Origin of the sequence: Erwinia oleae, from assembly GCF_000770305.1 — a bacterium.
GTDB classification, from domain to species: domain Bacteria; phylum Pseudomonadota; class Gammaproteobacteria; order Enterobacterales; family Enterobacteriaceae; genus Erwinia; species Erwinia oleae.
Genome location: NZ_JNVB01000029.1, coordinates 25,555 through 47,511 on the forward strand (window position 1 = coordinate 25,555; position 21,957 = coordinate 47,511).

Here is a 21,957-nt window from a genome sequence, read left to right on the forward strand (position 1 = left end):
TCCGCCGGGCCTGGTTCTTTTTTTACAGCGTGGCCTGCGTTGACTGCATGCCCGGCACCAGAATCACCTTACGGCAATCTTCCTCGCGTTTTTCAAAGATTTCGTAACCCCTTGCCGCATCTTCCAGCGGCAGGTGATGCGTCACGATCTCTTCCGGCTTCAGCAGACCTTTCTCAATGAGCGACAGCAGATCGGGCAGGTAAGCATGCACGTGCGTCTGACCCATTTTAAAGGTCAGCCCTTTATCGAAGGCGTCGCCAAACATAAAGCCGTGAATAGGACCGGCATAGACGCCTGGTACGCTGACAATGCCGCCCCGGCGTACCGCCGCGATGCACTGGCGCAGCGCTTTGCCGCTGCTTCCCTCGATTTTCAGATTGGTCAGGATGGTTTCAGTGAGGCTGCCTTTCGCCTCAAACCCCACCGCATCAATCACCGCATCAACGCCGCGATGACCCGCTGTGTTATCGATAATCCACGCCGCCGGATCGTCGTTTTCATCGAAGTTAATGGGGATCACGCCATAACGCTCACGGGCGAACGCCAGCCGATAGTCGTTATGGTCGATCATAAAGATCTGCTCGGCGCCTTCCAGACGCGCACAGGCCGCGCTCAGCAGGCCAACCGGCCCGGCACCGAAAATGGCGACGCTCGATCCCTTTTTGATCTCCGCATTTTTAACCGCCTGCCACGCGGTGGGAAGAATATCGGAGAGAAAAAGCACTTTCTCATCCGGCAGCGTATCGGGGACTTTGAAAGGGCCGGTGTTGGCTTTCGGCACGCGCACATACTCGGCCTGCCCGCCAGGGATACCGCCATACATGTCGCTGAAGCCAAACAGCGCCGCCGGAGGCGTGATGTTTTTACGGTTCAGTGCGGCGCCTTTACCGCTGTTGGTGCTTTCGCAGGCTGAATACTGCTGAAGGTGACAATAGAAACAGTCGCCACAGGCGATGACAAACGGCACCACCACGCGGTCGCCTTTACTGACGGCGGTGACGCCGGGGCCGGCTTCAACCACTTCGCCCATAAATTCATGGCCAAAAATATCGCCGTGATGCGTGCCGGGCATCTTGCCGCGGTAAAGGTGCAGGTCTGAACCGCAGATAGCGGTGGCCGTTACGCGGAGAACAATATCATCTGCCGCTTCAATCGTTGGATCAGGAACATTATCGACGCTGACCTTATGCGGGCCATGATAGGTAAGGGCTTTCATATTTTCTCCCGTTCAAAGAATTTCATCGAGCTGTAAATACACAGCCCGGCCTTAAGGCTGCATGGATAAAGGTTAGTCCAATTTTTTTAATGTTGTTCGCTACACTGGATTCAGAGCGGCGATTACGTTCTACTTCTCGCCAGCAAAAAAATGAAAGGAGAAAGCAATGCCAATCTGGGTGGATGCGGATGCGTGCCCGAAAGTGATCAAAGAGGTGCTCTACCGTGCGGCGGAGCGGGCGGAGATGATGGTGACGCTGGTGGCCAATCAGTCGCTCAGCGTACCGCCGTCGCGCTTTGTGCGTACGCTGCGCGTCGCGGCGGGCTTTGATGTCGCTGATAATGAGATTGTGCGTCGGGTTGAAAAAGACGACCTGGTGGTCACCGCAGACATTCCGCTGGCGGCCGAGGTGATGGAGAAGGGCGCGATTGCACTCAATCCGCGCGGCGAGCGCTACAGTGACGCAACCATCCGTGAGCGTCTGACCATGCGCGACTTTATGGATACCCTGCGCGCCAGCGGCGTACAGACCGGCGGCCCACCGACGCTCAGCCAGCGCGATCGGCAGCAGTTTGCTAATGAGCTGGATAAGTGGCTGGTGGCGCAGAAAAAGAAAAGCTGAACGCGCGGGTGAGCGATGCGCACCCGCGCCCGATATTAAACGAAGGTGTCGTCGTCACCAAAGTCGTCATTGTTGTAATCGCTGAAGTCGTCGGCGGCGTAATCCTGCTGAAGATCGTCATTCTGATCCAGAAAGCTCCCATCGCCTGCATTATCGCCCGACGCCTGCGGCTGCGCCGGTTCGTTGATAATATTGACAATCTCCTCTGGCTGCGTGTGATGGAACATGCTGGTCAGCATGTCCGCCATCACCACGCCGCCCGCAACGCCCACTGCCGTTTGCAATGCGCCGCCAAGGAAGCCGCGCGTGGCGGAAGGTGCGCCCGCGCCGCCAAACGGCTGCTGCTGTTGCTGTGGGGCGCTGTTCCAGGCTGGCTGCTGCTGCGGGGCGGGCTGGCGCTGCTGCCCGCCGCCAAACAGGCCGGAAAGAAAACCGCCGCTGCTCTGCCGCGCGGGCTGTTGTTCAACCTGCTTGAGTCTGGCTTCCAGTTCGCTGACCCGCTCGTTGAGCTGCTTCATGGCCGCTTCCTGAATCAGGACGGTTTGCGCCATATAGTAAACGGCCGCAGGCTGTTGCTGAACCTGCTGATGAATAAGGTTTTCGGCTGCCGCATCGCGCGGGCCTGACTGTGTCTCCGCCTGCTTTAAACGGCTGAACAAACTTTCAATTAGCTGCTGTTCCTGGCTCTGCATAATGTATCCTCTGCCTGTGTGTCATGCTTATCTTGGGGCGGCGACGCCGAAAGTAAACACGCGACGGGTAAGCAAATGTTGCCGGTTAACGTTAAGTCAAGCGCAAGGCCCGGCCTTTTGCAAAATCTGCTTTAACGTCCCCGCAATATTTCACTTTTTCTGAAAGGGCGGCGTCGGCTGGTCGCACAGAAAAAATCCCGGTATGATGCGTCGCAAAGTGGAAAACGGTTGCTGCACGACGCAGAAACCGTTGCAGGCAAGGCTGAGGAAGTTGCTGGTATGGCGTTACCCCTTTATCTTATTGGCGCGCGTGGTTGCGGTAAAACCACCGTTGGACAGAAGCTGGCTGATGCGTTGGGCTACGCCTTTTGTGATACCGATCGTCATCTCCAGCAGGTGAGCGGACGCAGCGTTGAGCAGATCGTGGCCGCAGAGGGATGGCAAAGCTTTCGCCAGCAGGAAACCCTCGCGCTGCATGCGGTAACGGCGCCGGACACGGTGATCGCGACCGGCGGCGGCATGGTGCTGGCACCGGAAAACTGCCGTTATATGCGTGAGCACGGGCAGGTTATCTACCTGAACGCCGAGGCCGGCATACTGGCGGCACGCCTTGAGGCCGATCCTGAACAGGCACAGCGGCCTACGCTCACCGGCAGGCCCATTGTCGATGAGGTGGATGAAGTGCTTGCCGCGCGCGATACGCTTTACCAAAATGCCGCGCATCGGGTGGTTAACGCCATGCAGTCGCCTGAAGGCGTGATAGAGGAGATCATCACGCTGCTTGCCCTGGCGAGCGCGGGGTAAAAACGCCGTCCGGCAAAAAATCGTTGGCATTGTCTATACTTACTAAACCTGTCCCTTACGGACACCCTCTGTCTTTCTCACAGGAGTAAGTTGTATGCCAACCAGACCGCCCTATCCACGCGAAGCGCGCATTGTACCGGTGGAAAAAGGTACAGCAGGCAACCCTGTTACCTGGTACGAGCTGCGCGCCGACCACCCCCGACCTGATACGCTGATCAGCGAACATGAAACCGAGCAGGAAGCACTGGATTCAAAAGCGCGCTACGAGGATGTCGAAAAAGAGTAGTGCGACGCGCCAGCCTGACTTACACGATGTAAAAAAAGTACCTTTATGGATGCGTTATGGATAACGCATCACGTTTTTCGAATGTATTGCAGCCTGCCAAACGCTTTTTCCCCCGCTTTTTCTTGACCCGTGCCTTTCATCCCCTTATTTTCGCCTGAAGCAATGGTTAAACGGGTGCCGGAACTGCGCCTGAGTGACGTCAACAGAAAGGACGTTGTGGAAAGTAAAATGATAAAAAATAAACTGGTTGCCCTTTTACCAGGCGGGGTTTCACGCAGCGACATCTTTCCGTTGCTGATTGAACATCTGTCCGAGGAGAAAATCGTCTGCATCGGGCTGCTCGACGGCATCAGCGATGAGGAAATCCATCGACTTTATGCGCCGTCTCAGGGCGAAAATACCCTTCGCCTGCGACGCAAAGCGCAAACAACGCTGGTGCTCTCGGCTGAACGCGTTGAGGCGGGGCTGCAAAAGCGTATCCGCGATCTTGAAGCGCAGGGCGCGGAAACCATTCTTCTTCTGAACGCGAACGCGTTTGAAAACCTGCGTGCCGGAAGCGCCGTGCTGCTTGAACCGCGCAGGATCGTGCCGCCGATGATTGAAGCGATCGTTAATGACCATCAGGCCGGCATCATTGTTGCCGCAGACGACGCCGCGGCCGGAAGTGCCCATTACTGGCGCAGGCTCAGCAAGCGACCCCACTTTGCCGTTGCCAGTCCGTGGGAGGATGAGGCGCTGATTGACGCGGCGCTGGCGCTTCAGGAAAAAGGGGCGGATGTGCTGATCCTGGATTGTCTGGGTTACCACCAACGGCACCGTGATTTTTTACAAAAATTATTGGGGATCCCCGTGCTGCTGTCGCATTTGCTGATTGTAAAACTGGCAGCAGAACTGGTGATGTGATGAAGTTTGCATCTGTGTACGTTTTTTGTCTCACTATCATGTAAGGATAAAATAATGCTCAACGTTAGCGAGTACTTCGACGGAAAAGTGAAATCTATTGGTTTCGACAGTGCCAGTACAGGACGTGCCAGCGTGGGCGTAATGGCGGAAGGGGAATATACGTTTGGTACCGGACAGCCCGAAGAGATGACGGTGGTGAGCGGTTCGCTGAAGGTGCTGCTGCCAGACGAAACGGAGTGGACGCTCTACCAGCCGGGCCAGGTATTTAACGTTCCCGGCCACAGCGAATTTCATCTTCAGGTGGCCGAGCCGTCTTCTTATCTCTGTCGCTATCTGAAAGGATAACCGCAGGGCGACGCCGCGCCCCGTTCCTCAGCGCTGTGCTTCGCCGCCCAGCGCTTCAATGGTATTGGCGATCAGCGCGGCAAGCTCACCGGTCATCAGAATAAAGTCGGCATCAAAACGTGCCGCCACGTCTTCGCGGTCGATATCATCATTCTGCTCACGCAGCGCATCGGCAAATTTCAACCGTTTAAACGACCCGTCGTCCGACAGCACAAGCTGAATGCGCTCCTGCCAGTCCAGCGCCAGTTTGGTCACCAGTTTGCCCGCTTCGATATGATTGGCTATCTCATCGCAAACCAGATCCTGCTTTTTACAGCGAATAACGCCGCCGTCTTCCAACAGCGCCTTCAGCTCGGCTTCATCCATTAACGCAAAACCCGCAGGCGTCTCGCCGGAGCGCACCCATTCCGTCATGGTCAGCTCAATGGGGCTTTCCAGCGTCAGCGGCACCACCGGCAGCGAACCAAGGCTTTTACGCAGCAGCGCCAGCGTGTCTTCAGCTTTTTTTGCGCTGGCTGAATCAACCATAATCAGGTTGTTAACAGAATCGATCCACAGAAAGGTCTGGCTGAAACGGCTGAAGGCGCGCGGCAGCAGGCTGTGCAACACTTCATCTTTCAGCGAGTCCTTTTCCGTTTTCTTCAGCTTGCGCTGCTGCTCTGTTTCAAGCTTGCCAATTTTGGCTTCCAGCGCCTGTTTGATCACCGGAGAAGGCAGGATTTTTTCTTCTTTGCGCGCGCAAATCAGGATCTGGCCGTTGTTAAGGTGCGTAAACGCCTCGCCGCGCGAACCCATTGGCGACACCCAGCCGGTTTTTGCCATATCCTGGCTGCCGCAGGGAGTGAAAGCAAAGGCTTCAAGCTGTTTTTCCATCTCATCAATCGCCAGTGGGATCTCGCGATTCAGACGATATACCATTAAATTTTTAAACCACAGCACTATGCTTTTCCTCTCCGTGCGCGTATCTGGCGCGCCAGTGTAAACGTCAGCGCGCATGATAGCGAATCGGCGGCGACGTTTCATTGCCTTTCCGCCTGCTTCACTCTACGCTCAGAGTCAGGCCATTGAATAGTGAGGAATTATGCGTATCGGGATTGATTTGGGCGGCACAAAAATTGAAGTCATTGCGCTGTCGGCAGAAGGTGATGCACTTTTTCGCCATCGCGTGAGCACGCCGCGCGACGACTATCCAAAAACGCTGGAGGCCATCGTTGGTCTGGTAAAACTGGCGGAAGAGAAAACCGGCCAGCAGGGCAGCGTCGGGCTGGGCATTCCCGGCACGCTTTCGCCGTTCACGCGACGCGTAAAAAACGCCAACTCTACCTGGCTTAATGGCCAGCCGCTGGATAAAGATCTGCATAAAATGCTTGGGCGCGAAGTGCGGATTGCCAACGACGCCAACTGTCTTGCGGTATCCGAAGCGGTTGACGGCGCGGCGGCAGGCTGTCCGACGGTATTTGCCGTGATTATCGGTACCGGCTGCGGCGCGGGCGTGGCGCTCAACGGCAAGGCGCACACCGGCGGCAATGGCAACGCCGGTGAATGGGGGCATAATCCGCTGCCGTGGATGGATGAAGACGAGCTGCGCTATCGCGATGAGGTTCCGTGCTACTGCGGTAAATCAGGCTGTATCGAAACCTTTATTTCAGGCACCGGTTTCGCTGTCGACTACCAGCGGTTAAGCGGCGTTGAGCGTAAAGGCGCGGAGATCATCAAACTTGTCGGGGAGCAGGATCCGGTTGCTGAGCTGGCGATGAGCCGCTACGAACTGCGCCTGGCGAAATCGCTGGCGCATGTGGTGAATATTCTCGACCCGGACGTGATTGTGATGGGCGGTGGAATGAGCAACGTTGATCGTCTTTATCAGACGGTGCCGATGCTGATGAAAAAGTGGGTGTTCGGCGGCGAATGCGAAACGCCGGTGCGCAAAGCGCGACACGGCGACTCCAGCGGCGTGCGCGGTGCCGCGTGGCTCTGGCCTCAGGATAATTGACGGTACGTGCATCGCCGTATTATTTTTCGGGTTTAAATTGCAGTACCATCTCCCCCGGAAGATTTTCAGGCGGCGGCGGCAGATCGTCGGCGCTGCCAATGACGCTCCATGCCTTCAGACACAGCGCTTCGTCGCCGTTTGTGCTTTTAACGCTATAGCGGCCGTTGCCGCTCCAGCCCACCGTCACCAGGCACTCGCGGCCATGATAGCGATCGGCCTCGTTAAAGTTGCGCTGAATAGCGTACTGCATTTTTGCAAAGTAGACGCAGTCGCCCTTTTTAGCGGACGTCTCGTGGCGGCACGCTTTGTCAGCCGCAGCCTGAATCGCCTGCGCGTCAGGCGGCGTTTTGCCGTCCTGTACGGACTGACATCCCGCCAGCACCATCGCGATGCCGATAATACCTGTACGCATTGCCATCCCTTCTTTCATTCTCTGATGCCGCATAGTCTACAGGCTGTATGTCTGTGAAAAAGGCAAGTGCGCTATTTACAGATTTTTCGCGCTCAGGTCGGCGTCTCCAGCCTGCTGTAGCCCAGGCCATTTATTTTGCGCACCTTAATCTGTACCGGAATGCGCTCTTTCATCGCTTCGACGTGGCTGATCACGCCAATGGTCTTACCGCTGGCATTCAGCGCGTCCAGCGCATCCAGCGCGCTGTCCAGCGTTTCGGCATCCAGCGTGCCAAAACCCTCATCAAGGAACAGCGATTCAATGCGCGTTTTATGGCTGACCAGGTCCGAAAGCGCCAGCGCCAGCGCGAGACTTACCAGAAAACTTTCGCCGCCGGACAGCGTACGCGTATCGCGTTCGGCGTCCGCCTGCCAGGTATCGACAACCTGTAATTCCAGCGCCTCCTGCGATTTTCGTTGCAGCAGATAGCGTCCGTGCAGGCGATCGAGCTGCCTGTTAGCCAACCAGACCAGGTGATCCAGCGTCAGGCCCTGGGCGAACTTACGGAACTTGTCGCCCTCTTTTGAACCAATCAGCTGGTTGAGATAGCTCCACTCCTCAACCTGCGCCTCAACGCGGCCGATTTCCGTCAGCAGCGACTGCTGCTGCTGGCGACGGGCGGCATCGCTGGTCAGCTGCTGGCGTGCTTCTCCCTGCCACTGCGCATTGTCGCGGAGCTGGCGGGCAAGGGCGGCAACGGCGTCCTGTATGTTTTCATTTTCCGGCGGCATATCCAGCGGTTTTTGCGCCAGCAGCGCGGCGAGGTTGCTTTCCGCCTGCCGTAAAAGCGCCGTGGTTTGCTGACGCCGCTCGTCATGCTGCTTTTGCAGCGCGCTGAGCCGCAGCATCTGCGCCTCATCCATCAGAGCCGCAGTAAACGCGGCTTCATCGCTGAACTGACTGGCCGTCAGGGCCGTATCAAAAGCCTGCTCAGCCTCTTTCAACCGCGTCTCAAGTACGGACGCGCTTTCGGTTAAGGTGGTCAACTGCCCGTGAAGGGTAGTCAACTGATTCTGCTGCGTTTGCCACTGCTGCTGACGCAGTTGACACTGCTCCGCGTGCTGTGCGGAAAGCGCGCGGAGCTGCTGCTGCCACTCCGCAGTAAGCTTGTCGCCAAACAGCCGCTGACGCTGCTGCGTTAACTCTGCCCAGGATGCCAGCGCCTGCTTCTGCTGTTGCTCCTGCGCGGCAAGTTTCTCCTGCTCGTTAGCGATTGTCTCGTTTATTGCCTTCTGTTCAGAGGCCAGCGTTGCCAGCGCAGGGCCGAGATCGGTAAGCACTTGCTCCGTTTGCCGCCACTGCCGCCATTCGGCCTGCCTCGCCGACAGCCAGCTTTCGTCGCCACCCGGCGTCGGGAGCGTCAGCCCGACATCGGCCAGCGATGCTTCCAGCGCGCTACGTTGCTGCGCATGTTGCTGTTGAACGGCATGCAACTGCCTTTGCAGTTCATCAAGCGATTGCCGCGAAGTAAGCAGTTGCTGACCGCTCAGTTCCCGCTTCTGCTGAAGAGCGCTGAGCGTATTTTGCTGTTGCGCCTGAAGATCCTTCTGCGTCTGTAGCGTGCGGACGGCCTGTTGCAATGCGGCGAGCTGTGCCTGGCGCTGCATTTCCTGCGCGTCCTGTTCTTCCAGCCAGGTCGTAATTGAATCGGTATCATCCGGCGAAAGCGTCAGCGAAAGCGCGTGCGTGGCGAGCTGCCACTGATTTTGCAGCCTGACGCGCTCTGCCTCTGTCTCCGTCCACTCCTGCTGCTGCTGCTCCGACTGCTGGTTGAGGTTTTTGACCTCTTCGCGCTTCGCGGTGCCGCGGTCGTGAAGCTGTTGCTCCTCAGCCCGAAGCCGCGCAAGACGCTGTTGATTTTCCGAAGGCTCAAGCGCCTGGTAATCGGCGATGGCCGGATGCTCGCAGGCGCCGCAGAGCGGGCAGGGCTGCCCGGCCTCAAGGCGGGCGCGATGCTGTTCCAGACTGGCGATGCGCTGCTCCAGATCGCAGCGCGCTTCAAGATCGGCCAGGTGCTGCCGTTTCTCTTTCCACTCGGCACGCAGTGATTGCAGCGCGTTTTCCGACTGCTGAAGCTGTTGCGTGGTGGCCTGTTGGGCATGCAATACACGCTGACGCCGCTGGTGACACTGCTGCCACTGCGGCATCAGCAGCGCCAGCGCCTGCCGCTGCGGGCGCTGCTGTTGCAGCAAACTCAACGCGTGCTGAACGTCTGCTTCTGCATGCTGCTGCCGGAGCCGGGCCAGCGCCTGCTCTGCCTGCTGAACCGCATTCATGGACGTTTCTGCCTGCTGCCGTTGCGGCTGGATCTGCACATCCAGCGCGCTGAGCGCCTGCTCCAGTTCCTTTATGCCGTTTTGCTGAGCGGCAATGCGCTGTTGCAGATGGGCGACATCTTCATGATGTTGCTGATGCTGACTCAGGGTCATGCGCCACACCTGAAGCGATTCGCCCCATGCCGCCAGCCGTGTATTATCGGCCTGCCAGCGTTGATGGGTTGACTGTGCAGCCAGCGCCTCTTTCTGCGCCTGCTGATTTTGTAGCAGGGCTGTCTGACGTTCTCGCAAAGAGTGTTGGCGCTCACTAATCTCTTGCGCCAGCTCCGTAAGGCGCTTTTCCAGCGCGGCAAGCTGATTATCAAGCGGTATCACCTGCCCGGCGATCAGCGTTTCCTGCGCCAGGCGCAGCGCTTCATGCTGTTGTCGTGCGTCTTCCGCCTCCTTCAGCGAGGCCGTGCAGCTTTCAAGCGTGCGAGCGGCCTGCTCATGTTGTTGTGCAAGCTGCGCGCGCTGCTGTTGCAACGCGGCGGCGTCCTGCTGTTGACGCTGACGCTGCTGCCAGAGCGGGCGCAGCTTCCCGGCGGGTTCTGCCTGCGTCAGTTTTTGCAGCGTCGGCTGGGCGGTTTGCCAGTCTGCCGCTGCCTGCTGATGTTCGCTACGGGCGGTGTCGGCGGCGCTGCGCAGCGACTGATGCTGCTGCTGCCAGTGAAGTAACTGCTGATGGCGTTGCCAGGTTGAAGTAAGCACCTGCTCATCTGCAATAAGCTGCTCTAACCGGGTGTTGAGCTCGCGCAACTGTTCTTCAGGCAGCAGCGACATCCCGCTGGCCTGCGCGCGCAGCGTCTCCAGCGCGGTACGCGCGTTTTTATGGCGCTCGAAGACGCTGGCGGAGAGGCGTCCATAGATTTCCGTGCCGGTCAGCTCTTCAAGCAGTTCGGCGCGGCTGTTGGCATCGGCGTTGAGAAAGGCGGCGAACTGCCCCTGAGAGAGCATCATCGACCTGGTAAACCGTTCGAAATCCAGTCCGGTCAGGGCGGTGAGCATCTCCAGCTTGTCTTTCACCTTATCGGCAACGATATGATTGTGGCTGCATCGCGCCAGCTCCACGCGCGGCGCCTGAAGATTGCCTTCTGCCGCGCCGCGCGCCCGGTTCTGGCTCCAGAAGGCGCGCCACGCTTCGCCCTTGACCTCAAATTCAACCTCCGCCAGGCACTCTGCTGTGTCGCGGGTCATCAGATCGTTTTGCGACTGCGACAGTTTGCCCAGCCGCGAGGTTTCGTGGTAAAGCGCCAGGCAGATGGCATCCAGCAGGGTGGTTTTTCCGGCGCCGGTCGGCCCGGTGATAGCAAAAAGGCCATTGCTGGCGAACGGTTCTTTTGTGAAATCAATCTTCCACTCGCCCTTCAGCGAGTTGAGGTTTTTAAAACGCAGCGTCAGGATTTTCATTGCGCGACCTCGTCATCGAGTGCCGCCAGCGTCTGATTAAACAGCAGCGTGGCGCGCGCCAGCCGCTCCGGCGTTTCGTTTTCTTCCATCGCCAGCCGACGCGCAAACACCTCCTGTACGCTGAGTTCGCTCAGCGTCTCATTGCTTTGCCGGGCAATGGTCTGTTCGCGCTGCTCACGGCTGCGGCGCAGCAGCACTACCTCCACCGGCAGCGTGTCGGTGAGTGCCTCAATACGGCGCTGAATATCATTCAGCCATGCCTGGCTGACGATTTCGATATCGAGCCACGTTGGTTTGCCGTCTGTGCGCGGCGCGATGGCGGCGAGCTGGCGTTCTATCTCCTCCAGCGAGCCTTTAATCATCTGCATGGGCTGAAACAGCGGGATAGCAAGCGGCTGCACCTGACTGAGTTTCCCCTCCTGAAAATCCACCAGGAAAACGCTCTTTTCTTTGCCCAGTTCGTCAAAACTGAGCGGGATCGGCGAGCCGCTGTAGCGAATATGTTCGCTGTTAGCAACGCGCTGCGCGCGATGGATATGGCCCAGCGCGATATAGTCGGCGGGGGGAAACGCGTTCGCAGGAAACGCATCCAGCGTGCCGATATAGATATCGCGCACCGCATCACTTTTCGTCACGCCAACGGTGGTCAGATGGCCGGTGGCGATAATCGGCAACGGCAGGCCAAGCGACTCGCGCTGAAGCAGTGCCGCCTGCCAGCAGCGCTGATAGTGGTCGGCAATCGCCTCCAGCAGGGTTTGCTGTTTTTCCCGGCCGGACTGGCCTGCGCGGCTCAGCAGGATATCGCGCGGCCGAAGAAAAGGAACGGCGCAGAGCAGGGCGCCCGGCTGGCCATCACGCGTGTTGAGCAACAGCACCTGTTCGGCCGGATCGTTCATGGCAGCGGCGATCACGTGGGTATTCAGGCAGGCCAACAGCGCGCGTGACTCATTCAGCGTGGCGACCGAGTCATGATTGCCGCCCAGTACCACTAACTGGCAGCCGGTTTGCTGGAGATCAACGACGAAGCGATTATAGAGTTCGCGCGCGTAGCTGGGCGGCGAACCGGTATCAAAAATATCGCCGGCCACAATAATGACGTCGACCTGATGGTCAACCGCCTGCGTCAGTAGCCAGTTAAGAAACGCCTGGTGTTCAGCCGCGCGGCTTTTGGTATAGAAATGCTGGCCCAAATGCCAGTCGGCGGTATGAATAAGTCGCATGAAGCCTCTGTGGCAGCGAAGCGGATGCGACGATTATAAACAGCGACGCTAAAAAACCTACCCCGTATGTTGGAAAGCGCTTCGCAAAACAGTCATAAAAGCCGCAGGGTACCCGTGCTTTTTTCATAAAACTGTCATAAAACTGACGCATAATGGCGCCGCAAATCCCAGAAGCATCCGTTGCAGGAGCAATAATGGCTAAGCGTATTTTGGTGGTGGAAGATGAAGCCCCTATCCGTGAGATGCTGTGTTTCGTACTTGAGCAAAATGACTATCAGCCGATTGAAGCGGAAGATTATGACAGCGCCATCAATTCGCTGATTGAACCCTGGCCCGATTTGATCCTTCTGGACTGGATGTTGCCCGGCGGAACCGGCCTTCAGTTTATTAAGCACTTAAAGCGTGAGGCGATGACCCGCGATATTCCTGTCATGATGCTGACCGCGCGCGGCGAAGAGGAAGACCGCGTGCGTGGCCTGGAAGTGGGCGCGGACGACTACATTACGAAACCCTTTTCACCCAAGGAGCTGGTGGCGCGCATCAAAGCAGTGATGCGGCGTATTTCGCCGATGGCGGTGGAAGAGGTGATTGAAATCCAGGGGCTGAGTCTCGATCCCTCGTCGCATCGCGTGATGTCGAACACCCAGCCGCTGGATATGGGGCCGACTGAGTACAAGCTGCTGCACTTCTTTATGACCCATCCGGAGCGGGTATACAGCCGTGAACAGTTGCTTAATCATGTCTGGGGCACTAACGTGTATGTCGAAGATCGTACCGTTGACGTGCATATTCGCCGCTTACGTAAAGCGCTTGAGCACACCGGTCACGACCGCATGGTGCAGACGGTGCGCGGAACAGGCTACCGCTTCTCTGCACGCTACTGATCGCTCGGGAGCCTGAACCGTGTTGGAACGCCTCTCCTGGAAGAGATTGCTGCTGGAGCTGGTACTGGTTTGCCTGCCCGCGCTGATTATCGGGCTGCTGGCGGGCGGACTACCCTGGCTGCTGTTGCTCTCCTTGCTGGCCCTGCTGGGCTGGCACTTCATCAATTTGCTGCGCCTTTCTTACTGGCTGTGGGTCGATCGCAGCATGACGCCGCCCACTGGTCGCGGTAGCTGGGAGCCGCTTTTTTATGGGCTTTACCAGATGCAGGCGCGCAACCGGCGTCGGCGCCGCGAACTGGGCAATCTGATTAAACGCTTTCGCAGCGGCGCGGAATCGCTGCCCGATGCGGTGGTACTGACCACCGAAGAGGGGACGATTTTCTGGTGTAATGGCCTGGCTCAGCAGATGCTTGGCCTGCGCTGGCCGGAAGATAATGGTCAGAACATCCTCAACCTGCTGCGTTATCCTGAGTTTACCCGCTATCTGCGCCAGCGCGATTTCTCGCGTCACCTGACGCTGGTGCTGAACAACCAGCGCCATCTTGAGTTTCGCCTGATGCCTTATACGGAAGGGCAGTGGCTGCTGGTAGCGCGTGATGTTACCCAGAGACATCAGTTAGAGGGCGCGCGGCGAAACTTTTTCGCCAACGTCAGCCACGAACTGCGCACGCCGCTGACGGTGTTGCAGGGCTACCTTGAGGTTATGAGCGACTCGGTTCTTGAAGGGCCGCTGCGCGAGAAGGCCCTGCACACCATGCAGGAGCAAACGCGACGTATGGATGCGCTGGTCAGCCAACTGCTGACGCTGTCGCGCATTGAGGCCGCGCCCGCACTGGATCTGCGTGAAAAAGTCGATGTGCCGCTGATGCTGCGCCTGCTGCAACGCGAAGCGGAAACGCTCAGCCACGGACGCCACGAGATTCGTTTTAATACCGATCCGCATCTTAAAGTCTACGGCAACGATGAGCAGCTGCGCAGCGCCATATCGAACCTGGTGTATAACGCGGTAAACCATACGCCGGACGGCACGCGCATCGATATCAGCTGGCTGAAAACGCCGCTTGGCGCGCAGTTTAAAGTAAAAGACAACGGGCCCGGGATCCCGGCAGAGCATATCCCCCGCCTGACCGAGCGTTTCTACCGCGTGGATAAAGCGCGCTCGCGCCAGACCGGCGGCAGCGGGCTGGGGTTGGCGATTGTTAAACACGCGCTGGGACACCATAACGCACGGCTGGATATTACCAGCCAGCCGGACATTGAAACCTGTTTCAGCTTCCTGCTGCCGCCGGGGTTGATTGTCAGTGGTGAATCGCCACAAAATGCCTCTCGCTGAGGCAATCGGAAAAGATGATGAAAACGCTGTTTCTTGCCGTCGCGCTGCTGTTCAGCACCCTTGCACAGGCTGGCACGCTGGTCGGTAACCTGAGCGGCGTCGGCTCGGATACGCTGGGCAACCTGATGGCGCTGTGGGGCGAAAATTTTAACCGGCAATATCCTGGCGTGAACGTGCAAATTCAGGCTGCGGGTTCTTCGACCGCGCCAACCGCGCTGGCTGCGGGCGCCGCACAGCTGGGAGCGATGAGCCGCCCGATGCAGGCTGTAGAGCGTGAAATTTTTGAGGCCCGCTACGGCTATCCGCCGCTGGCGATCCCCGTCGCGCTGGATGCGCTGGTGGTGGTGGTGAATCAGGACAATCCTTTACCGGGCCTGAATATACGCCAGCTCGACGCGATTTTCTCAATTACCCGGCGCTGTAGCGGCACCGCCGCCATCAACCGCTGGGGCGATCTTCAACTGATGCCGCCTGGCTGGAAGGATCGTGTCCTTCAGCGGTTTGGCCGTAACTCCGCCTCCGGCACCTGGGGCTTCTTCCGGCAGCAGGCGCTGTGCAATGGCGATTTCCGCAAAGACGTGGGGGAATACCCCGGCTCGGCGGCGGTGGTGCAGGCCGTTGCCGGAACGTTAAACGGCATTGGCTATGCCAGCATGGGCATTCGCCTGAGCGGTGTGAAGACTCTGCCTGTCGCCCGCGAAGGCACTGCCTGGGTGCAGCCAACGGCGGAATCCATTCGCAATGGCCGCTATCCCTGGGCACGTCCGCTTTACATTTATGTCAACAAAGCGCCAGGTAAACCGCTGGCGCCGCTCACGGCGGCTTTTCTGCGCAATGTCCTTTCGCCAGAAGGGCAGGCGCTGGTGACGCAGGCAGGTTATCTGCCGCTTTCGGAGACGCAGCGTGCACAGGCGCTGGCTGCGATGAATGAATGAACTGGCTGTACCTCGCGTTGATCCCTCTTTCTGAGTGAATTTTTTTCATGCATCATGAATTTTCCTCGTTTGCGTCTGAATCTTTCTCATGACACTCTTTCTCTCAGCCATATAGACATCCAGAAGTCTAAATATAACCAGGCGTAATTATTTCACCGGTAAATTATGCGCATGATGCGCAGGCCAGGAGTAGCCAATATGCAAAACAAGTCCGCTCAGTCACGTGCCGAAGTTGTCGGCAGTTTTCTGCGTCCCGCCGCCGTTAAACAGGCGCGCGAACGGTTTCAGGCTGGCGCGCTTGATGCCACTGCGCTTCGCCGCGTCGAAGACGAAGCAATTCGCGATGTGGTGGCCAAACAGCGCGCCTGCGGCCTGAAGGTGGTCACCGACGGCGAATTCCGCCGTGCCTGGTGGCATTTTGATTTCTTTGACGGCCTGGAAGGCGTGGAGCGTTATGAGTCTGAGCAGGGCATTCAGTTTAACGGCGTGCAAACCAAAGCCCACGGCATCCGCGTGACTGGCAAACTGGGCTTCGGCAACCATCCGATGCTGGAAGATTTTCGCTATCTGAAAAGCATCAGCGGCGACGCGGTGCCCAAAATGACCATTCCCAGCCCAGGCGTTCTGCACTTTCGCGGTGGACGTAAAGCGATTGATGCCAGCGTCTATCCTGACCTGAACGTCTATTTCGACGATCTGGCGCAAACGTACCGCGATGCTATTCAGGCTTTCTATGCGGCGGGCTGCCGCTATCTGCAACTGGACGATACCGTCTGGGCCTACCTCTGTTCCGAAGATCAGAAGGCGCAGATCCGCGCGCGCGGCGACGATCCGGAAGAGCTGGCTTATATCTATGCTCAGGTGCTTAACAAAGCGATTGAAGGGAAGCCGGATGATTTGACCATTGGTCTGCATGTCTGTCGCGGTAACTTCCGCTCAACGTGGATCTCTGAAGGCGGCTATGAGCCGGTGGCGGAAATTCTTTTTGGCACGGTGAATATTGATGCGTTTTTCCTGGAGTATGATAATGAGCGCTCCGGCGGTTTTGAGCCGCTACGCTTTATCAAACCGGGCAGGCAGCAGGTGGTGCTGGGATTAATCACCACCAAAAACGGTGAACCCGAAGATCCGGAAACGGTAAAAAAACGCATCGCTGAAGCGGCGCAGTACGTCAGCCTCGATCAGATCTGCCTCAGCCCGCAGTGCGGCTTCGCCTCAACGGAAGAGGGCAACAGTCTCAGCGAGGAGCAACAGTGGGCGAAACTGCGCCTGGTGGTTGATATCGCCGATGAAGTGTGGAAAAACGCATAGTCATTGATGAAAAGCGCGTGAGAACGCGCTTTTCACGCATTCCGCCCCGAAGTTTTGCAAGAATGCCATTAAGCGAATAAAAAATAAGCAAATCATCTCGCGCATCTGCGCAATAATCTGAACAGTTACGCTGCCTGATACGTTTTCTACGCGATATCCTTCTGGTTTTCCGATTCAGCATTGCCTTTCGCCGCTATAAACGGTTTACTTAGCGCCGTTTTTCCCGATCGCCTGCAAGTAAAGCAAAACTCAGTGCGAATCTGCTGCCAAAGTGTTAATGGGTTATATATTTCCCTTTAACGGTTTGATTACGTGGTTTTTAAGCACATGCACATGGCATCACTTTTTTATTAACACCGTATGGGCCAATCCACAGCTTATGACTAACCGTTTATCTTCTAAAGACATCCTCGCGCTGGGTTTTATGACTTTTGCCCTGTTCGTGGGGGCTGGCAATATTATTTTTCCGCCTGTGGTGGGGATTCAGTCCGGCGAACACGTCTGGATTGCCGCACTGGGTTTTCTGATCACCGCCGTGGGGCTGCCGGTTGTCACCGTTATCGCGCTGGCGCGCGTTGGCGGCGGCATTGATGCGCTGAGTTCGCCCATTGGCAAAACGGCAGGCGTGGTACTGGCGACCGTATGCTACCTGGCGGTCGGTCCGCTGTTTGCCACGCCGCGTACCGCCACCGTTTCCTTTGAGATCGGCATCGCGCCGTTAACCGGCGAAAGCCCCGGCGCGCTGCTGATTTACAGCCTGATCTATTTCGCGATCGTTATTGGCGTTTCACTCTACCCGGGAAAGCTGCTGGATACCGTCGGCCATTTTCTTGCGCCGCTGAAAATCGTCGCGCTGGCCATTCTTGGCGTTGCGGCGCTGCTGTGGCCTGCGGGCGGCATGGTCCCCGCCACGGAAGCCTATCAGCAGGCGGCGTTCTCCAGTGGTTTTGTGAACGGTTATCTGACCATGGATACGCTGGGCGCGCTGGTTTTTGGCATTGTCATTGTTAATGCGGCGCGTTCACGCGGCATTACAGAAGCAAAACTGCTGACGCGCTACACCGTGCTGGCCGGTTTGATTGCCGGTATCGGTCTGACGCTGGTTTATCTGGCGCTGTTTAAGCTGGGTTCCGGCAGCGCATCCATTGTCGATCAGAACGCTAACGGCGCGGCGATCCTGCATGCCTATGTTCAGCAGACGTTCGGTAGCATGGGCAGCATTTTCCTCGGCACGCTGATTTTTGTCGCCTGCATGGTGACGGCGGTAGGCCTGACCTGCGCCTGCGCGGAGTTTTTCGAGCACTATCTGCCGCTGAGCTATCGGCAGTTAGTGTTTACCCTGGGTCTGTTCTCAATGCTGGTATCTAACCTTGGGCTGGCCGATCTGATTAAGTTTTCGATCCCGGTGCTGACCGCCATCTACCCGCCCTGTATTGTGCTGGTGTTGCTGAGTTTCACGCTGAGCTGGTGGAATAAAAATTCGCGTATTATTGCGCCAACGATGCTGATAAGCCTGGTGTTTGGTATTATCGACGCGATCAAAGCCAGCGATCTGAAGACGATATTGCCTGCGTTTGCTCAGCATCTGCCGCTGGCCGATCAGGGGCTGGCATGGTTGCTGCCCTCGCTGGCGATGCTGGTGCTGGTGGCAATTTGCGACCGGATGCTGGGACGTCAGCAGGTTAAGGCGCATGAGCAGTGAGTAATAAAATCGCTTCGCCTGACCTCAGGGGAGCTACGGATGCAGAAGCTAAGATGAAAAATAATACCCTCAAAAAGGGATTGAGCACGCGCCATATCCGCTTTATGGCGCTGGGTTCGGCTATCGGGACGGGGTTATTTTATGGCTCCGCCGACGCGATGAAAATGGCCGGCCCGAGCGTCATGATCGCCTACATCATTGGCGGCGCTGTCGCCTATATTATTATGCGCGCGCTGGGTGAAATGTCGGTGAACAACCCGCAGGCCAGCTCCTTCTCCCGCTATGCGCAGGACTATCTGGGCCCGCTGGCGGGTTATATTACCGGATGGACCTACTGCTTCGAAATTCTGATTGTCGCCATCGCCGACGTTACCGCTTTCGGCATCTATATGGGAGTCTGGTTCCCTGACGTGCCGCACTGGATCTGGGTTCTGAGCGTGGTGCTGATTATCGGCGCCATTAATATGGCGACCGTAAAAGTGTTTGGTGAGGTCGAATTCTGGCTGTCGCTGTTTAAAGTCGCCACCATCATTATCATGATCGTTGCGGGCATCGGCATCATTTTCTGGGGGATCGGTAACGGCGGTCAGCCGACCGGCATTCATAATCTTTGGACCAACGGCGGATTCTTCGCGCACGGCGTAACTGGCATGGTGCTGTCGTTGCAAATCGTCATGTTTGCCTATGGCGGCATTGAGATTATCGGCATCACCGCGGGCGAAGCCAAAGATCCGGCGACCTCTATTCCAAAGGCGATTAACACCGTGCCGCTGCGCATTCTGGTGTTCTACGTTGGCACGCTGTTCGTCATTATGTCGATTTTCCCATGGGATCAGGTTGGCACCAACGGCAGCCCGTTTGTGCTGACCTTCCAGCATATGGGCATCGCGGCGGCGGCGGCCATTCTGAATTTTGTGGTGATTACCGCGTCATTATCTGCCATCAACAGCGACGTATTCGGCGTGGGTCGTATGCTGCACGGTATGGCGGAACAGGGACATGCGCCGAAAGCCTTTGCCACCGTTTCGCGTCGCGGGATACCCTGGGTGACCGTATTGGTGATGATGATGGCGATGCTGATCGCCGTCTGGCTTAACTACCTGATGCCGGAGAAAGTCTTCCTTGTTATCGCGTCGCTGGCGACCTTTGCGACCGTTTGGGTGTGGATTATGATTCTGTTTGCGCAGATCGGTTTCCGTCGCTCACTCACCAGCGAGCAGACAAAAGCGCTGAAGTTCGCCATGCCCGGCGGACGCTACACCGCAATGGTGGGTATTCTGTTCCTGGCCTTTATTATTGGTTTGATCGGTTACTTCCCGGATACGCGCATATCACTCTATGTCGGCGTTGGCTGGCTGTTACTGTTGTTGATAAGTTGGCTTTTTGTCAGAAAGACCACCGCTTAAAAGCGAAGCCGGAACCTGTTCCGGCTTTTTTATGCGCTGCGGTCATGACTAATTCAGACGATTTCGCAACGCGATGGTGCTGCCCAGCGCCGTCAGGTGATGCGTATCGTAATAAACGGGCAAACCGCGATTGGCAATCAGGCAGCCCTGCTGGCTACAGAGGTTGTCTTTCAGCCTGATCACCTTCACGCCCGGCTGTGCGTACCGGTCAAGCAGCGTGTCAACGTGGTCGGTTTCCGGGTAAAGGCGGAGTGTGCGTTCGGGATCGGCTGAGGATACCGTGTTTTCGGTCAGCAGCGCGTGGATTCGCTTACGCAGCGGAATTTGCTGAATGTTGTTAAAACGCAGCGGATCGATATCCAGACGAGGGGCATCCTCAATAATGGTGACCTTTTTATTTGCGGCACGCAGTTTCGCCACGGCGTTTTTCAACCCCCGATCCAACGCCTGATAATTATCGGTGACGCGTCTGTCGAGCGAGTTGTAGCCGTAGCCACGCGTCGGCAGGAATCCGGAAGACCAGTAGGCGGCAATGATGACTTCATCAACCTTGTTGCTGAGTAAAATTTTCAGCGTCTCTTCGTTGAAGGCCTGGCACTGCGCGCCGTGTTTAGGGTGATCGACCATATAGCGGCTGGCGCCCACCAAAAACGGGCAGGAAGATTTGGTCAGTTCGAATAAAGGTTTCTTTTTGTTTTCAGCGTATTGTGCGACAGCCGTATGCAGCGCGGCGGCGTGGCTGTCACCCACCAGCGCCACGGCAGGCACGTTTGATGATGGCAGACAGCGGCTACCCGGTACCGGCAGCAGCGGGCCATAATCAATCAGGCAGGGGTTTTTCTCGGCGGAAACTTTGAACATTTCACCTTCATTGACCAATGGATTGACCCTGTCCGGCAGGCCGCCCAGTGTATAAATCGCGGTAAAAGATAAAATTCCTGCGGCGCACAGCGCACAATAAATGGAAATAACACGCTGACGCGGGCGCGCCGGTTGGCGGAAAGGTTTTTCGACAAAATACCAGGAGAACGCCGCAATGATAAAGGCAGCGGCGCTAATGGAGAGTCCCTGTATGGCAGTGAGATCGTGGTCGGCGGAGAGGCGGGCCAGGCTCAGCAATGGCCAGTGCCAGAGATACCATGAGTAGGAGACTCTGCCGATAAATACCATGACACGATTCTCCAGCAGCCAGCGGCTCAGGCTACTGCGGGCGAAAATAATCAGTACGCCGCCCAGCACCGGTAACAGGGCCAGATAGCCCGGAAAGACGCTGTCTTTATTCAGTACTGCGGCGGGGATCAGAATCAGTAAAAAACCAGCCAGTGAAAAAGGCAGGCTTTTCGCACCGGTAAGCGGCCTGCTGCGGTAAAGCGCCAGCAGTACGCCAGCGCCTAATTCCCACGCGCGCGTATGCAGCAAATAAAAAGCGTTGTTTGCATCGTTTGGTGTAACAACAATATTCACTGCCAGCGAAATCAGACTGATAATCGCAATAAACAGCCTGATGGAAAAACGGATGCGACGCGCGAAAAGCATGATGACCGGCAGAAAAAAGTAGAACTGCTCTTCAATGCCCAGCGACCAGGTCATCAGCAGCGGATTGAGATCCGCATTGGGATTAAAGTAATCAATTCCCTTTAATAACATGATATTAGGAACGCAAAGCAGTACTGAAACAATGTACTTTGCCATATCGCGGAATTCCAGCGGCGACAGCATGCTATAGCCGAGCGCGCTGATACAGAGCAGCATAAAGAACAGCGCAGGCGCGATGCGGCGAATTCGCCTGACATAAAACCGCTGATAGGAAAAGGCATTATTGTTTATTTCGCGATAGATGATATTGCCAATCAGGAAACCTGAAATAACAAAAAAGACATCTACGCCAATAAATCCGCCGCTGAATATATGGGCGCCTGAGTGAAAAAGAACAACTAACAGAATCGCCAGGGCGCGCAGACCGTCAATATCCGCTCTGTATTCGGGATTTTTATCAGACATGAGAGGCTTATCCTTATTTTTTCCCACACCATAAAGCAAGTTGTTAGTGTTTCCAATATAGAAACAAAAAATAGGGTAATTCCCAGGAAAGGCTGTTAAAAACGTTATAAAGCGAGGGTGGGTGAAGG

At 56.8% G+C, this 21,957-nt stretch carries 19 protein-coding genes; 12 read left to right on the forward strand and 7 right to left on the reverse strand.

Annotated features, from left to right (window positions below; all coding sequences use genetic code 11):
- Nucleotides 1-22: 22 nt before the first annotated feature.
- The gene (locus GS12_RS11315) at nucleotides 23-1,216 is read right to left on the reverse strand and encodes a zinc-dependent alcohol dehydrogenase (RefSeq protein ID WP_034946958.1); all 1,194 of its coding nucleotides are present in this window, start codon (nucleotides 1,214-1,216) and stop codon (nucleotides 23-25) included.
- A 166-nt stretch (nucleotides 1,217-1,382) separates the two neighbouring features.
- On the opposite strand from GS12_RS11315, the gene GS12_RS11320 reads away from it, so the two are divergent.
- Nucleotides 1,383-1,838, forward strand: coding sequence for a YaiI/YqxD family protein (locus GS12_RS11320; RefSeq protein ID WP_034946961.1), 456 nt, complete (start codon nucleotides 1,383-1,385; stop codon nucleotides 1,836-1,838).
- A 35-nt stretch (nucleotides 1,839-1,873) separates the two neighbouring features.
- On the opposite strand, the gene GS12_RS11325 is transcribed toward GS12_RS11320, so the two are convergent.
- Nucleotides 1,874-2,530 carry a DUF2076 domain-containing protein gene (locus tag GS12_RS11325; protein WP_034946964.1) on the reverse strand — a complete coding sequence of 219 codons (657 nt, stop codon included), beginning with the start codon at nucleotides 2,528-2,530 and terminating at the stop codon, nucleotides 1,874-1,876.
- Nucleotides 2,531-2,809: 279 nt separating this feature from the next.
- Here GS12_RS11325 and aroL point away from each other — a divergent pair, with 279 nt between their 5' ends.
- The 4 genes from aroL (at nucleotide 2,810) to ppnP (ending at nucleotide 4,868) form a co-directional block, all read left to right on the forward strand.
- Nucleotides 2,810-3,334 carry a shikimate kinase AroL gene (gene aroL / locus GS12_RS11330; protein ID WP_034946990.1) on the forward strand — a complete coding sequence of 175 codons (525 nt, stop codon included), beginning with the start codon at nucleotides 2,810-2,812 and terminating at the stop codon, nucleotides 3,332-3,334.
- A gap of 94 nt (nucleotides 3,335-3,428) precedes the next feature.
- Nucleotides 3,429-3,620: a YaiA family protein gene (locus tag GS12_RS11335; RefSeq protein WP_034912691.1), complete on the forward strand. Its 192-nt coding sequence runs from the start codon at nucleotides 3,429-3,431 to the stop codon at nucleotides 3,618-3,620.
- 228 nt (nucleotides 3,621-3,848) lie between these two features.
- A complete protein-coding gene (locus tag GS12_RS11340) occupies nucleotides 3,849-4,523 on the forward strand; it encodes an AroM family protein (protein ID WP_052118436.1) in 675 nt (224 codons plus the stop codon).
- A 54-nt stretch (nucleotides 4,524-4,577) separates the two neighbouring features.
- Nucleotides 4,578-4,868 (forward strand): pyrimidine/purine nucleoside phosphorylase, encoded by a 291-nt coding sequence (gene ppnP / locus GS12_RS11345; RefSeq protein ID WP_034912692.1) that lies wholly within the window; start codon nucleotides 4,578-4,580, stop codon nucleotides 4,866-4,868.
- Nucleotides 4,869-4,895: 27 nt separating this feature from the next.
- On the opposite strand, the gene rdgC is transcribed toward ppnP, so the two are convergent.
- A complete protein-coding gene (gene rdgC / locus GS12_RS11350) occupies nucleotides 4,896-5,807 on the reverse strand; it encodes a recombination-associated protein RdgC (RefSeq protein WP_034946995.1) in 912 nt (303 codons plus the stop codon).
- 142 nt (nucleotides 5,808-5,949) lie between these two features.
- Between rdgC and mak the strand changes: the two genes are divergently transcribed.
- Entirely contained in the window at nucleotides 5,950-6,861 is a 912-nt protein-coding gene (gene mak / locus GS12_RS11355) for a fructokinase (RefSeq protein ID WP_034912695.1), read from the forward strand.
- Nucleotides 6,862-6,880: 19 nt separating this feature from the next.
- Here mak and GS12_RS23000 read toward each other — a convergent pair whose 3' ends face one another.
- The 3 genes from GS12_RS23000 to sbcD all read right to left on the reverse strand — a co-directional run bounded on the left by GS12_RS23000 (nucleotide 6,881) and on the right by sbcD (nucleotide 12,257).
- Entirely contained in the window at nucleotides 6,881-7,273 is a 393-nt protein-coding gene (locus GS12_RS23000) for a cell envelope integrity TolA C-terminal domain-containing protein (protein WP_052118435.1), read from the reverse strand.
- A gap of 92 nt (nucleotides 7,274-7,365) precedes the next feature.
- Nucleotides 7,366-11,037 carry an AAA family ATPase gene (locus tag GS12_RS11365; RefSeq protein WP_034946967.1) on the reverse strand — a complete coding sequence of 1,224 codons (3,672 nt, stop codon included), beginning with the start codon at nucleotides 11,035-11,037 and terminating at the stop codon, nucleotides 7,366-7,368.
- Nucleotides 11,034-12,257: an exonuclease subunit SbcD gene (gene sbcD, locus GS12_RS11370; RefSeq protein ID WP_034946970.1), complete on the reverse strand. Its 1,224-nt coding sequence runs from the start codon at nucleotides 12,255-12,257 to the stop codon at nucleotides 11,034-11,036. The genes GS12_RS11365 and sbcD overlap by 4 nt, the downstream gene beginning before the upstream one ends.
- Nucleotides 12,258-12,451: 194 nt before the next feature.
- On the opposite strand from sbcD, the gene phoB reads away from it, so the two are divergent.
- The 6 genes from phoB to proY all read left to right on the forward strand — a co-directional run bounded on the left by phoB (nucleotide 12,452) and on the right by proY (nucleotide 19,828).
- A complete protein-coding gene (gene phoB / locus GS12_RS11375) occupies nucleotides 12,452-13,141 on the forward strand; it encodes a phosphate response regulator transcription factor PhoB (protein WP_034946973.1) in 690 nt (229 codons plus the stop codon).
- Between the two features lie 19 nt (nucleotides 13,142-13,160).
- Nucleotides 13,161-14,474 carry a phosphate regulon sensor histidine kinase PhoR gene (gene phoR, locus GS12_RS11380; RefSeq protein ID WP_034946976.1) on the forward strand — a complete coding sequence of 438 codons (1,314 nt, stop codon included), beginning with the start codon at nucleotides 13,161-13,163 and terminating at the stop codon, nucleotides 14,472-14,474.
- A gap of 17 nt (nucleotides 14,475-14,491) precedes the next feature.
- A complete protein-coding gene (locus GS12_RS11385) occupies nucleotides 14,492-15,409 on the forward strand; it encodes a PstS family phosphate ABC transporter substrate-binding protein (RefSeq protein ID WP_034947001.1) in 918 nt (305 codons plus the stop codon).
- Between the two features lie 198 nt (nucleotides 15,410-15,607).
- Nucleotides 15,608-16,720 (forward strand): cobalamin-independent methionine synthase II family protein, encoded by a 1,113-nt coding sequence (locus tag GS12_RS11390; protein ID WP_034946979.1) that lies wholly within the window; start codon nucleotides 15,608-15,610, stop codon nucleotides 16,718-16,720.
- A gap of 379 nt (nucleotides 16,721-17,099) precedes the next feature.
- The gene (brnQ, locus tag GS12_RS11395; RefSeq protein WP_034947004.1) at nucleotides 17,100-18,422 is read left to right on the forward strand and encodes a branched-chain amino acid transport system II carrier protein; all 1,323 of its coding nucleotides are present in this window, start codon (nucleotides 17,100-17,102) and stop codon (nucleotides 18,420-18,422) included.
- A 53-nt stretch (nucleotides 18,423-18,475) separates the two neighbouring features.
- Nucleotides 18,476-19,828 carry a proline-specific permease ProY gene (gene proY / locus GS12_RS11400; RefSeq protein ID WP_034912712.1) on the forward strand — a complete coding sequence of 451 codons (1,353 nt, stop codon included), beginning with the start codon at nucleotides 18,476-18,478 and terminating at the stop codon, nucleotides 19,826-19,828.
- Nucleotides 19,829-19,876: 48 nt separating this feature from the next.
- Here proY and GS12_RS11405 read toward each other — a convergent pair whose 3' ends face one another.
- On the reverse strand, nucleotides 19,877-21,829 hold the full coding sequence (locus tag GS12_RS11405; RefSeq protein ID WP_034946982.1) for an acyltransferase family protein: 1,953 nt from the start codon (nucleotides 21,827-21,829) through the stop codon (nucleotides 19,877-19,879).
- Nucleotides 21,830-21,957 lie beyond the last annotated feature (128 nt).